The organism is Kitasatospora cinereorecta (assembly GCF_024172095.1).
Classification (GTDB): domain Bacteria; phylum Actinomycetota; class Actinomycetes; order Streptomycetales; family Streptomycetaceae; genus Kitasatospora; species Kitasatospora cinereorecta.
Genome location: NZ_JAMZDX010000001.1, coordinates 26,646 through 39,172 on the forward strand (window position 1 = coordinate 26,646; position 12,527 = coordinate 39,172).

The 12,527-nt window shown below is 74.5% G+C and carries 13 protein-coding genes and 1 tRNA gene; 9 read left to right on the forward strand and 5 right to left on the reverse strand.

The genetic code is table 11. The features are described 5' to 3' along the window. Positions 1-50: 50 nt before the first annotated feature. The gene (locus FHR36_RS00170; RefSeq protein ID WP_253792668.1) at positions 51-404 is read right to left on the reverse strand and encodes a hypothetical protein; all 354 of its coding nucleotides are present in this window, start codon (positions 402-404) and stop codon (positions 51-53) included. Between the two features lie 596 nt (positions 405-1,000). Between FHR36_RS00170 and FHR36_RS00175 the strand changes: the two genes are divergently transcribed. Together FHR36_RS00175 and FHR36_RS00180 are read left to right on the forward strand one after the other, a co-directional pair. Then, the gene (locus FHR36_RS00175) at positions 1,001-3,346 is read left to right on the forward strand and encodes a DEAD/DEAH box helicase (protein WP_407660792.1); all 2,346 of its coding nucleotides are present in this window, start codon (positions 1,001-1,003) and stop codon (positions 3,344-3,346) included. A gap of 146 nt (positions 3,347-3,492) precedes the next feature. Continuing rightward, positions 3,493-4,329 carry a TIGR02452 family protein gene (locus tag FHR36_RS00180; protein ID WP_253792670.1) on the forward strand — a complete coding sequence of 279 codons (837 nt, stop codon included), beginning with the start codon at positions 3,493-3,495 and terminating at the stop codon, positions 4,327-4,329. Positions 4,330-4,365: 36 nt separating this feature from the next. Here FHR36_RS00180 and FHR36_RS00185 read toward each other — a convergent pair whose 3' ends face one another. Then, positions 4,366-4,662, reverse strand: a complete 297-nt coding sequence (locus FHR36_RS00185; RefSeq protein WP_253792671.1) for a hypothetical protein — start codon at positions 4,660-4,662, stop codon at positions 4,366-4,368. A gap of 179 nt (positions 4,663-4,841) precedes the next feature. Here FHR36_RS00185 and FHR36_RS00190 point away from each other — a divergent pair, with 179 nt between their 5' ends. After that, the gene (locus FHR36_RS00190; protein WP_253792672.1) at positions 4,842-6,053 is read left to right on the forward strand and encodes a low temperature requirement protein A; all 1,212 of its coding nucleotides are present in this window, start codon (positions 4,842-4,844) and stop codon (positions 6,051-6,053) included. Here the strand turns inward: FHR36_RS00190 and FHR36_RS00195 are convergent. Both FHR36_RS00195 and FHR36_RS00200 read right to left on the reverse strand, forming a co-directional pair. After that, positions 6,007-6,708 (reverse strand): tyrosine-protein phosphatase, encoded by a 702-nt coding sequence (locus tag FHR36_RS00195; RefSeq protein WP_253792673.1) that lies wholly within the window; start codon positions 6,706-6,708, stop codon positions 6,007-6,009. The two genes, FHR36_RS00190 and FHR36_RS00195, sit on opposite strands and share 47 nt — an antisense overlap. A 130-nt stretch (positions 6,709-6,838) precedes the next feature. Continuing rightward, complete coding sequence (locus tag FHR36_RS00200; RefSeq protein WP_253792674.1) at positions 6,839-7,585, reverse strand: SDR family oxidoreductase; 747 nt, start codon at positions 7,583-7,585, stop codon at positions 6,839-6,841. A 96-nt stretch (positions 7,586-7,681) separates the two neighbouring features. On the opposite strand from FHR36_RS00200, the gene FHR36_RS00205 reads away from it, so the two are divergent. Next, positions 7,682-8,323, forward strand: coding sequence for a transglutaminase domain-containing protein (locus FHR36_RS00205; protein WP_253792675.1), 642 nt, complete (start codon positions 7,682-7,684; stop codon positions 8,321-8,323). A gap of 33 nt (positions 8,324-8,356) precedes the next feature. On the opposite strand, the gene FHR36_RS00210 is transcribed toward FHR36_RS00205, so the two are convergent. Beyond that, complete coding sequence (locus FHR36_RS00210) at positions 8,357-9,556, reverse strand: DNA glycosylase AlkZ-like family protein (RefSeq protein ID WP_253792676.1); 1,200 nt, start codon at positions 9,554-9,556, stop codon at positions 8,357-8,359. A gap of 214 nt (positions 9,557-9,770) precedes the next feature. On the opposite strand from FHR36_RS00210, the gene FHR36_RS00215 reads away from it, so the two are divergent. From FHR36_RS00215 to FHR36_RS00235, 5 genes are all read left to right on the forward strand, one after another. Continuing rightward, entirely contained in the window at positions 9,771-10,442 is a 672-nt protein-coding gene (locus tag FHR36_RS00215; RefSeq protein ID WP_253792677.1) for a nucleotidyltransferase domain-containing protein, read from the forward strand. A 146-nt stretch (positions 10,443-10,588) separates the two neighbouring features. Next, positions 10,589-10,661: transfer RNA gene (locus FHR36_RS00220), tRNA-Lys, on the forward strand. A gap of 145 nt (positions 10,662-10,806) precedes the next feature. Continuing rightward, on the forward strand, positions 10,807-11,244 hold the full coding sequence (locus FHR36_RS00225; RefSeq protein ID WP_253792678.1) for an SRPBCC domain-containing protein: 438 nt from the start codon (positions 10,807-10,809) through the stop codon (positions 11,242-11,244). Positions 11,245-11,325: 81 nt separating this feature from the next. Further along, on the forward strand, positions 11,326-11,946 hold the full coding sequence (locus FHR36_RS00230) for an NAD(P)H-binding protein (protein WP_253792679.1): 621 nt from the start codon (positions 11,326-11,328) through the stop codon (positions 11,944-11,946). Between the two features lie 64 nt (positions 11,947-12,010). Next, positions 12,011-12,460, forward strand: a complete 450-nt coding sequence (locus FHR36_RS00235; RefSeq protein WP_253792680.1) for an SRPBCC family protein — start codon at positions 12,011-12,013, stop codon at positions 12,458-12,460. Positions 12,461-12,527: the final 67 nt, after the last annotated feature.

Here is a 12,527-nt window from a genome sequence, read left to right on the forward strand (position 1 = left end):
GCGGGCGCGGGCGCGTACGCGGTGGCGGGCGCCGGGCACAGAACACCGGCTCACGAGCCGATCGTGGAGGCCTTCCGGCGGCTGCCGGGGGCGGGGAACGGCTCGCGCGGGGGCGCGGGCGCGGGGCCCGTCCGAGGGGCGGCCGGGTTCGGGGCCGTGTCCGGCAGGGTGGGCCGCGCGTTGGGCACCGACAACGGCGGGTGCGGCCCGGGTCGGGCCGGTGCGGGAGGTGACTCGGTGGTGGCGATCGGTGCGGGGCGTCGGCGGGTGGTGGTGGGCGCGGTGACGGCGGTGACGGCGGCGCTCGCCGGTCTGGGGTTGACCGGGTGCATGGCAGTGGGGGCGGACGTGCCGGGCGGGCCGGGGGACGTGAAGCCGTCCGGGCCGTCGGGGGCGGCCGTCAAGGCGGGCGCGGCGGGGGGTTCCGGCCGTTCGGGCGTCGCGACGCAGCACGGGGAGCACGGCGGCACGCTCAGCATCGACGCGGCCTCGCCCGCCGCCGCGGTGCCGGGGGCGGTTCCCGGTGCGACGCCGCCGCCCGGCGGGCTGCCGGGGGCTCCGGTGGTGGTGCCGGGGCCGAGCGCGGCGGGGGAGCAGCCCCCGTCCGGGTCCGTGAGCGCCCCGGGGACGCCGGCCGCGAGCTCGTCCGTACCGGACCGGCCCTCGTCCAGCGCACAGCCCGGTACGCCGGGGCCGACGCCGTCGCCGACGGCCGACCCTTCGGCGAGCGCACCCGGAACACCGGCCCCGAGCGGCGACCCGACCGGGCATTAGCGGCCTGGCCAGGCAGTTTGCCTTTGATCCGGAGGTTCGTCTATGGTGGTAGATCGTTCGTTTGATTCTATTTGGCTGGCGCCCTACATCCATCTGGCGCCCTTGGCGCGTACCGGCGATCCGTGGCTGACCGCATAGAGGCGGTTTGGGACAGAACCCCGGACTTTGGCGCGTGCCACTTCCGGAAGGTTTTGCATTGTCTCTCGTTGACGACGACCGCTTCGCCATGCCCGCGAGCGGGACCGACGCCGCCGACATCCCCTCCACCGACTCCCTCGACGCCGAGTTCGAGGCCGAATTCGAGACCGAGTTCGAGACCGTCGCCACGGACCTCGACGCGACCGCCGAGGCCGACGAGGCCGACGAGGCCGCGGACACCGACGGTGCCGACGCCGCCGAGCCCACGCTCACCTTCGGCGACTTGGGCCTGCCCGACGAGGTCGTCCGGGCGCTCGCGAAGCGCGACGTGACCACCCCGTTCCCGATCCAGGCCGCGACCATCCCGGACGCGCTGGCGGGCAAGGACGTCCTCGGCCGCGGCCGCACCGGCTCCGGCAAGACCCTGAGCTTCGGCCTCCCGCTGCTCACCCGCCTCGCCGGCGGCGAGCGCACCCGGGCCAAGCACCCGCGCGGCCTGATCCTGGTCCCGACCCGCGAGCTGGCCATGCAGGTCGCCGACGCCCTGGAGCCGTTCGGCTCGGTGCTCGGCCTGCGCCTCAAGGTGGTCTGCGGCGGTACCTCGATGTCCAACCAGATCTACGCGCTGGAGCGCGGCGTGGACGTCCTGGTGGCGACCCCGGGCCGCCTGCGCGACCTGATCAACCGCGGCTCCGCCCAGATGGCCGACGTCGAGGTCGCCGTCCTGGACGAGGCCGACCAGATGGCCGACATGGGCTTCCTGCCCGAGGTCACCGAGATCCTCGACCTGGTGCCGGCCGGCGGCCAGCGCCTGCTGTTCTCCGCCACCCTGGAGAACGAGATCGACACCCTGGTCAAGCGCTACCTGAACAACCCGGTCACCCACGAGGTCGACCCGTCCGCCGGCGCGGTCACCACCATGACCCACCACATTCTCGTGGTGAAGCCCAAGGACAAGGCGCCGATCACCAACGCCATCGCCGCCCGCAAGGGCCGGACGATCATCTTCGTCCGCACCCAGATGGGTGCCGACCGGGTCGCCCAGCAGCTGCTGGAGGCCGGCGTGAAGGCCGACGCGCTGCACGGCGGCATGACCCAGGGCGCCCGTACCCGCGTCCTCGGCGACTTCAAGGACGGCTACGTCAACGTCGTCGTCGCCACCGACGTGGCCGCCCGCGGCATCCACGTCGACGGCATCGACCTGGTGCTCAACGTCGACCCGGCCGGCGACCACAAGGACTACCTGCACCGCTCCGGCCGCACCGCGCGGGCCGGCCGCTCCGGCACCGTCGTCACCCTGGTGCTGCCGCACCAGCGCCGCGGCGTGTTCCGCCTGATGGAGGACGCGGGCGTGGACGCCTCGCGCCACATCCTCGACCACGCCTTCGACGCCGACGTGGCCCGGATCACCGGTGCCCGTTCGCTGGTCGAGGTCCAGGCCGAGAGCGCCGCCGGCATCGCCGGTGCCGCCGAGCGCGAGGTCGCCGAGATCACCCGCGAGCTGGAGCGCGCGCAGCGCCGCGCCACCGAGCTGCGCGAGGACGCCGACCGCCTCGCCGCCCGGGCCGCCCGCGAGCGGGCCGACCTCGGCCTGGTCGACGAGCCGGAGGCCGCCGCCGACGCGTCGGCCGAGGAGACCGCTGCGGTCGCCGAGGTGACCGAGGCGGACGCCCCGGTGGCCGCCGCCGCGGCCGAGGAGCGCACGCCGGCGTACCGCGAGGCGCGCACTGAGCGCCCGGCGTTCAACCGCGACCGTGACCGCGGTGAGCGCGGTGGCTTCAACCGTGACGACCGTGGTGGCCGTTCCTTCGGTGACCGTGACCGTGGCGAGCGTGGCGGTTTCAACCGTGACGACCGTGGTGGCCGTTCCTTCGGTGACCGTGACCGTGGCGAGCGTGGCGGTTTCAACCGCGATGACCGTGGCGGCCGCCCGCAGGGCTTCGGCAACCGTGACGACCGTGGTGGCCGTTCCTTCGGCGACCGTGACCGTGGCGAGCGCGGTGGCTTCAACCGTGACGACCGTGGTGGCCGTTCCTTCGGTGACCGTGACCGTGGCGAGCGTGGCGGTTTCAACCGTGACGACCGTGGCGGCCGCCCGCAGGGCTTCGGCAACCGTGACGACCGTGGTGGCCGTTCCTTCGGCGACCGTGACCGTGGCGAGCGCGGTGGCTTCAACCGTGACGACCGTGGCGGCCGTTCCTTCGGTGACCGTCCGGCCCGTTCCTTCGGTGACCGTCCGTCCTTCGGCGACCGTGACCGCGAGCGCGGCGGCAACAGCCGTCCGTTCGCCCGCCGCGACGACCACCGCTCCGGTGGCCGCCCGCAGGGCTTCGGCAACCGTGACGACCGTGGTGGCCGTTCCTTCGGCGACCGTGACCGTGGCGAGCGCGGTGGCTTCAACGGTGGCGACCGCAAGCCGCGTTGGAAGAACTGACGCTCACTCGCACCATCCGGTCCTGAGGCCGATCCGCTCCGGCGGGTCGGCCTCAGGCCGTTTCCGGGCCGGGCCGGGGGAATCGGATTCTCCAAGTGAGAACAACTCGGTGGTGCGGCCGGCGCGGCTCGCGTACGGTCGGCGCCATGAGCAGTCGGAACAAGAACTTGTCCGTGGAGAACGAGGAGATCGCCGGCCGCGGCGGCTACCGGACCCGCACCGGGACGGCGGTGGAGATCGGCGCCGCCCTGGAGGCGGCCCGCGTCGGCACCGTCTCGTACCCGCCGGACGCCGAATTCGCCGACGTGCAGGCAGCCGGACCGTACACCGGTCCGGTGGAGGTGACCGCCGAGGGCAGCATGGAGGCGGCCCGGCGGCTGGTCGAGGCCGGCGGCGGGCACGTGGCCGTGCTCAACTTCGCCTCGGCGCGCAACCCCGGCGGCGGCTACCTGCGCGGGGCCAAGGCCCAGGAGGAGGACCTCTGCCGGACGGCACTGCTGTACCGCTGCCTGCTGGAGGCCCCCGACTACTACGAGGCGCACCGGGCCTCGTCCGACCTCCGCTACAGCCACCGGGTGATCTGGTCGCCGCACGTCCCGGTGATCCGCGACGCCCGTGCCGACCTGCTCGACCGGCCCTACGGCGTCTCGTTCCTCACCTCGCCCGCGCCCAACGCCGGGCAGCTGGAGCTGCGTTCGGGCGGACGGCCGGTGGACGTGGCGGACCTGCTGGCCGAGCGGGCCACCCGGGTGCTGGACGTCGCGGCCCGGCACGGGGTGCGGGAGCTGGTGCTGGGGGCGTGGGGCTGCGGGGTGTTCCGCAACGACCCGGCCGTGGTGGCCGAGGCCTTCGAGCGGGCGCTCGCCACCTGTGGCGCGGCCTTCGACCGGGTGGTCTTCGCGGTCTGGGACCGTTCGCCGGTCTCGGCCAACCGGACCGCCTTCGAGGACCGGTTCGGCACCGCCGCGGCAGCAGCCGAGTAGCGGTCCCGGCCGGTTCGGGTGTGGGCGCTGGTGTGCTCAGCTGCGGGTGGCGACCACCGAGGCGCCGGCCACCAGACCGGAGACGGTGAGGACGGACGGCCAGGCGCCGATCTTCTTCGCCAGCGGGTGGGAGCCGCCGAACGCGGCCACGTACAGCCCGGTGAGCGCCGCGGCGGTCGCCGTCCCGGCCGCGCGCTGCCACTGCACCGCCGCCGTGGCACCGGCCGCGGCCAGCACCGCGCCGCCCAGTTCGCGCCGTCCCGACCAGCGGGCGACGCCGTAGCCGCCGATCAAACCGGCGGCCGCGACGGCCGACGTGGGGATCTTCGCCATGGTGGGCTCCGTCTCGTCCGGGTTCCCGCCCGGAGCGGGACTCACCCTCACCGTAACCCGGGCCGCCCGCCGGTCGACCAGCGGCACCGACCGACCGACCAGCCCGCCGGTACCGCGCCCGCCCGCTCGTACCGTGGAAACGCGCCACCTCCGGGCCGCGGGTGATCCATACTCGCGGCGTGATCTCTGACGCAACCGGGCCGGCGGACCCGTCCGAGCTGCGGGTCAGTCCGCTGGAGCTCTTCTTTGACCTCGTCTTCGTCTTCACCGTCACGCAGTTGACGGACAGTCTGGCCCACCACCTGACCCCGTCCGGGCTGGCCAGGGTGCTGGTGATGCTGGCGGTCATCTGGTGGATGTACGACGCGTTCATCTGGCTGACCAACGCGCTGCCGCCGGTCACCCACCCCCGGCGGGCCCTGCTGCTGCTCGGGATGGGCGGCTTCCTGATCATCTCGCTCACCGTGCCGCACGCCTTCGAGGGCGGCGGCTGGGCCTTTGGCTGGGCGTACCTGCTGGTCATCGCGGTGCACACCGGCCTGTTCGCGGGCGCGGGCGTGGGCCCGGGGCCGGGGCCGGGCGCCGGGGCCGCCCTCGGTCCGGTCGCCCGGATGGGCCTGCTCAACCTGCTCGGCGCGACTCTGGTGGTGGCCGGCGGCTACCTGGAGGGTTCGGCCGAACTGCTGCTGTGGAGCGCGGCGTTCGCGCTGCAGTTCGCCATCCCGTACCTGGTCGACCTGCCGCGCTTCCACCTCAGCGCGGACCACTTCGTGGAGCGGCACGGGCTGGTGGTCATCATCGCCTTCGGCGAGTCCGTGATCGCCATCGGCGTCGGGGTCGGCGACACCCACCTCACCGTCACCCTGGTTGTGACGGCGATGCTGGCGCTCGCGGTGTGCGTGGGCCTCTGGTGGGCGTACTTCGGGCAGAACGACGACGAGCACGCCGTCCACGTCATGACGGCGCTCGACGACGCCCGGCGCAACCGGCTCGCGATCCGGATCTACAACATCGGCCACTACCTGCTGCTGCTCGGCGTCATCCTGCTGGCGACCGGCGCCAAGGCGGCGGTCGCCCGGCCGACCGAGCCGCTCGGCACCGCCCGGGCGCTGGCCCTGGCCACCGGGGTGGCGCTCTTCCTGCTGGCGAACACCGGGATCCGGCGCACCCTCGGCCTCGCCCCGCTCCGGCCCCGGCTGCTCGCGGCCGCCCTGGCACTCGCCGCGACCCCGCTGGGCGTCGAGGTGTCGGCGCTGGCCCAGGTGGCGGCGACGGCGGCGGTGCTGCTCGCCACCTTCCGGTACGAGGAGACGGCCCGCGGCGCGGGCGCTGCCGCCGAGGCGGTCAGTCCCGGCGGAGAGCGCGGACGGCGGCCAGCTCCGCGTCGGTGACGCCGTGCGCGGTCAGGTAGGTGTCGAGCGACCCGTGCACCTCGCCGATCCGGTCCAGTGCCGAGCGCAGGTGCGGTTCGGCGACCGGGCGGGAGAGCCGCTCGGCGCCGTGCTCGTCGATGTACGGGATCGGCCCGCGGTCCAGGCCGAGCGCCGGGTTGGAGCGCAGGAAGTCGGCGACCACGTCCTCCTCCGGCAGGCCGAGCAGGGCATGCACGACGGCGATGGTCAGACCGGTCCGGTCCTTGCCGACCGCGCAGTGGACCAGTACCGGCCGGCCGGCGGCCAGCGCCCGGACCGCCCCGGCCACCGCCGACCCGCCGACCTCCGCCATGAACGGGTACAGCGCTGCCTGGTCCTCCGGCCAGGACAGCCCGGAGGCGGCCGGGTCCGGCAGCAGCGGAAGGTGCCGGTGGTCCACGTCGAGACCGTCCAACCGGTCCGGCCAGGAGGCGAGTTCGGGCGCGCTGCGGAGGTCGATCACGGTCTTCACGCCGAGCGCCTTGAGCCGCTGGGCCCCGCTCTCGGTCAACAGGCTGAGCGACCCCGAACGGAACAGCCGCCCCGGGGGCAGCACCCCGCACCCGGCGTCGCGGAAGTTCGGCACATCGGGGATGTCGAGCAGGGCGGCGGCATCGAGCGCGCGATCGGTCATGCCACCCACCGTAGGTGCCCCGGCCGTCCCCGTCCGCCGGTTCGAACCGATTCGCCGGACCGCCGCGGGCACCCGTGGCCGGCGTCCGCAGCCGGCGTCGGGGGTCAGCGTCCGGGGTCAGCGTCCGGGGTCAGCGTCCGCCGGCCAGGTCCAGGAAGGCGCCGGTGGTGTACGAGGAGGCCGGGGAGAGCAGGAAGAGGATCGACTCGGCGATCTCCTCCGGCTCGCCGCCGCGCCCCATCGGGAGTCCGGGCCCGACGCGGTCGACCCGTCCGGGCTCGCCGCCCAGCGCGTGGATGTCGGTGTGGATCAGGCCCGGGCGTACGGCGTTGACCCGGATGCCCTCGCCGGCGACCTCCAGCGCCAGGCCGAGGGTCATCGAGTCCAGCGCGCCCTTGGACGCCGCGTAGTCCACGTACTCGTTCGGCGAGCCGAGCCGGGAGGCGGCCGAGGAGACGTTGACGATGGCGCCGCCCTTGCCCCCGTACCGGGTGGACATCCGCCGCACCGCCGCCCCCGCGCACAGGAACGGCCCGGTGATGTTGGCGGCCCAGATCCGGGCCAGCCGGTCCTCGTCCAGTTCGTCGAGGCGGCACTGCCTCTCCAGCGTGCCCGCGTTGTTCACCAGCGCGGTGAGCGGCCCGAGTTCGGCGTCGACGGCGGCGAACAGCCGCTCCACCTCCGCGCTGCGGGTGACGTCGGCGCGGACCGCGACCGCCGTCCCGCCCGCCTGCCGGATGTCCGCCACCACGGCGGCCGCCGAGGCCTCGTCGCTGCGGTAGTTGACGCACACGCGGTACCGGCGGGCACCCGCCAACCGGGCCGTGGCCGCTCCGATGCCCCGCCCGCCACCGGTGATCAGAACCACCTCGGCCATCACGTCCTCCTCCGGATCCGTCGCGCCCCCGACGACCGTAGCCCACATGCCGGAATTCCCGGCCCCACCGCCACCGCGGCGACCACCATGGCGCGCATGACCACCGATCCGAACCCTGCCCCTCGGGCCCCCGCCGGTCCGCCGCACGCCTCCCCGCTCGGGCCGCTCGTGCCCGCCTCCGCCGACCTCGCCGACTACCTCGCCGCCGACGAGGTGATCGACCACGACCACCCGGAGATCCGCGCTCTCGCCGCCCGGCTGCGGCGCACCGACCGGGTGGCCACCGCCCGCGCCCTGTTCGAGTACGTCCGCGACGAGATCGACCACTCCGCGGACGTGGACCACTGGAGCGGCGCCTACCGGGCGTCCGACGTGCTGGCCCGCCGCAACGGCATCTGCCACGCCAAGGCCCACCTGCTCGCCGCCCTGCTCCGCGCCGAGGGCATCCCCGCCGGGATCTGCTACCAGAAGCTGGAGGTCCTGCACGGCCTCAACGGCATCCACTTCGAGGAGACCGGCCAGTGGGTGCGGCTCGACCCCCGCGGCAACAAGGGCGGCGCCGATGCCCACTTCGCCACCGAGCCCGCCGAGGAGCGCACCGCCTGGGCCAACGACCCGGACGCGGGCAACTTCCACTACCCGACCGTCCACCCCACCCCGCCGGCCGACCTGCGCGCCGCCCTCGCCGAGGCCCGGGTGGGCGAACGCGGCTACGGCCACCTGCCGCGCGAACTCTGACCCCGGCCCCGGCCCCGGTCCGCGTCCGTCCGGTCAGCCGCCGGCCGCCTCCCGGATCGCGGCGATCTTCGGAGCCCGGCTCTTCGGCGAGTCCAGGCTGAAGCCGCGGGCGTCGCCCAGGTCGTCCCGGACGAACGCCTCGGTCCGGGCGATCGTCTCCCGCAGCGCCGCGTCCGCCGGGACGAACAGCTGGTGGACGATCTCGCCCTGCTCGGTGTCGTACTCCCAGAAGCCGATGATCCGGCCGCGGTCGACCACGATGTGGCTCTGCGGATCGGTCTCCGACCCGAACGTCCGCCCCGCCCGCGCCGCCGGGAACGGGCGCTCGGCGTCGGCCGGATCGATCAGCCGCGACAGGTCGCGGTGGAGCAGGTGGAGGCCGTCGATGCCGGCGAGCAGCGCGTACGCGGGCTCCTCGGGGACGGTGAACGCGGTGAACGCCGCCACCTCGCCGGCCGGCATCAGCAGGTCGGTGCCCGGCAATTCGACCAGGTCGAGCGGGGCGAGCGCGGCCTTGGCCGTCGCCGCGGTGAAGCCCGAGAACCAGCGGAAGTGCTTCACCGAGGCCGGCGCCGCCCAGGCGAAGTACCGCTCGGCCAGCTCCGCGGCCGACCCGCGGACCGTCTGGTCCCAGCCCACGTACCCGTAACGCTGCTGGTCCAGGCGGCCGTTGACCGGCACCCGGCGGATCCGGCCGCGCGCCTGCAGCAGCCCGAGCGCCAGCGGGAGGGTGGTCGACACCCCGCGCTTCTTGCCCGCCTCGCCCAGGAGTCGCACCGCGTTGCCGACCGCCTCACGGATCGCCGGCGGGTCCAACGGCCGCTCCAACGGCGGATCCGGGGCCAGCACCTGGGTGACCGCCAGGCACAGCTTCTCGATCTCGTCCCGGGTCACGCCCAGGTGTTTCATCGCCGCCGCGACCTCCGCCTCCGGTGCGCCCTCGCCCGCCGCCAGCCCCAGCGCGAAGTCCTCCGCCGGCAGCACGTACGTGCACCCGCGGGCTGACGGCAGCTCGTGCACCTCGAGCACCGCCACTGCCTCGTCCACCGCCGCCCGGCCCAGCCCCGCCCGCGCGAACAGGCCCAGGTACGGCGCCGCCCCGCCCACCGACCGCGCCCACCCCGTCGCCGCCAGCACCTCGGCCGGCGACGCGCCCGCGTGCCCGCCGTCCAGCCACTGCCGGTGCGCCCACCAGGCGCGGAGCTTCGCCGCGGTGATGTCCGTGTTCGCCATGCGCCCAGTATCGGCGCGGCGCCCGGTGGCCGCGCGCAGCGACCCGGCCGCTCCCGCGCGCCCGCCGTAAATCGCTCGCGCCCACCCGGCCCGGCCGGTCAGACTGCCCGCATCCCGGTCCACGTCGGGCCCGTTCCCGCGGGCCTGTTCCCCCGTGGCCACCGCCCCACTGCCGTACCGCCGTACCGCCGCGCCGAGGAGGCGACAACCCACCATGAACGTCCTGCTCTCCGGCATCGTCGGCTCCACCGCCTACGGCCTCGCCCACGCCGGCTCCGACATCGACCGGCTCGGCCTGTTCGCCGCACCCACCGCCGACTTCCACGGCCTGCGCCGCCCCGCCGAGTCGCACGTCACCACCGCGCCCGACCGCACCCTGCACGAGGCCGCCAAGTGGTGCCGCCTGGCACTCAGCTGCAACCCGACCGCCTCCGAACTGGTCTGGCTGCCCGACGACCTCTACGAGGTGCGCACCGACCTCGGCGCCGACCTGATCGCCATCCGGCGCTCGTTCCTCAGCGCGCGGGCCGTCCGCAACTCCTATCTCGGGTACGCCACCCAGCAGTTCAGGAAGCTCACCACCCGCGACCCGGCCGATCCGCGGTCTCGCGCCCAGGGCGCCAAGAACGCCCGCCACCTCGTCCGCCTGGTCGAACAGGGGCTCGCCCTGCACGAGTCCGGCGAGGTCACCGTCCGGCTCGCCGACCCCGAGCGGGTCCGCTCCCTCGGCGAGCACTACGCCGAGCGGCCCGCCGACGCCACCGCCCTCCTCGCCGACGCCGAGGCCCGCTTCGACCGCCCCGGCGTCCTCCCCGACGCCCCGGACGAGGCCCCCGCCGAGGCCTGGCTCCGCCGCGTCCGCACCGCCCACCTCACCGCCGCCTGACCCGCCCCCCGACACCCCGCGCCGCCCCCATCACCCCGCCCGCCGGACGCGCGACACCGCCCGGCAATCCGTTGGCCAAGCCCTGGGGATCACCGGGTAGGATCGCCCTGGCAGGCGCTGTACCACCACGGTTCACGCAGGCCGGCGGGCCGCTAGCTCAATTGGCAGAGCTGCGGACTTTTAATCCGTAGGTTCAGGGTTCGAGCCCCTGGCGGCCCACCTCCACGCAGCACCCCGACTCCGTTCACCGGTCGGGGTGCTGCCGTTTGCGGGGCCTTGTCAACGGAGCGGCTCGGCTCAACGCGATGCTGGTGCAGTGCTGGTGACGCGGTGTCTGTCGGTAGGCCGCCCTACGATGCCGGGCATGACCCGAGCACTGACGTACCGCATCGCGATCGCTGCCGCGCCGGAGACGGTCTGGGCGGCCTTGACCACGCCGGAGGGCAGCCGCGCCACCCTGTACGGCAGCGACATCGAGTCGGACTTCGCGGTGGGCGGGTCGGTCGAGTACGTCGGGCACCACGACGGGGTCCGGGTGGTGTACGTGTACGGCGAGATCCTGGCGTTGGAGCCGGGCCGGGTGTTCAGCTACCGCCACCACCCGGGTCCGTCGCACAGCCCCGACCACGCGACCACCACCTGCCGGATGACGTACCGCGTCACGCCGACCGGCGGCGGCACCGAGCTGGAGCTGACCGTCGACGAGTGGAGCGCGGGCAACCCCGGGTACACGCACGCCGCCGAGTCGTACCCGGAGTCGGACTTCCTGGACGGTCTGAAGCGCTACGCCGAGTCGGTCTGATCGCGGTCGGATCCCGTCCGCCGGGTCGGCCGGACGGGTGACGCGCGGCTGCCGGGCCACCGCAGTGGGTACCGTCCGGGCATGGACGTGGTGATCGCGGGTGGCCATGGTCAGATCGCGCTGCGGTTGGAGCGCCTGCTCGCCGCGCGCGGGGACTCCGTCGCGGGGCTGATCCGCCGCGCCGAACAGGCGGCGGACCTGGCGGCGGCCGGGGCGCGGGCGGTGCTCTGCGACCTGGAGTCCGTCACCACCGGCGAGCTGGCCGAGCACCTGCGCGGCGCCGACGCGGTGGTGTTCGCGGCCGGCGCCGGTCCGGGCAGCGGCAGCGCCCGGAAGCTCACGGTTGACCGGGACGCCGCCCGGCTGCTCGCCGACGCGGCCGAACAGGCCGGGGTCCGGCGTTACCTGCTGGTCTCCACCATGGGCACCGAGCACATCGGTGATCCGGGCCTGGCCCCGGAGTTCGACGTCTACCTGCAGGCCAAGCTGGCCGCGGAGGACGCGGTCCGCAGCCGTCCGCTGGACTGGACGGTGCTGCGGCCCGGCCGCCTCACCGACGCTCCCGGAACCGGCCGGGTCACGCTCGCCCCGCCCCCGCTCGCCATGGGGTCGGTCTCGCGCGACGACGTGGCCGCCACCCTGGTCGCGCTGCTGGACGACCCGTCGACCGTCCACCGGACCCTGGAGCTGGTCGGATCCTGAACTCCAGAGCCCCTGAATCGCGGATGACTCCCGGGTGGGCCATCGTGGGGGTGAGGTGAGAGCGATGGCCGAGATCGCGATGCAGATCGACATCGCGGCGTCCCGCGACCGGCTGCTGGCCGCCCTGGACACCCATGACGGGCTGACCGCGTGGTGGACCACCGGCGTCGACCGCGACGGCGACGACCTGCTGTTCGAGTTCCCGGATGCCCCGGAGCCGTTCCGGCTGCGCCGCGACCGGGCGGACCTGGACCGGGTCGCCTGGACCAGCGTCGGCCCCTTCCCGCCCCACTGGCTGGACACCACCGTCACCTGGGACCTCTTCGACCACCCGGACGACCCGCACCGCACCCTGCTGCTCTTCCGCCACCTCGGCTGGCGGCCGGAGGCGGAGCGCTCCGTCCCGATGGTCGCCGGCACCTGGGCGGAGCTGCTGGTGCGGCTCAAGGACTACGCGCAGAGCGGCAAGGTCCAGCCGTACTTCGTTCCCCGGGCGCACCAGCACACCGAGTGACGCCCCTGTTTCCTCGTACACCTTTTCCCGTACCGCTTTCCCCGTACCGTGCGGATCCCCCCGGGAG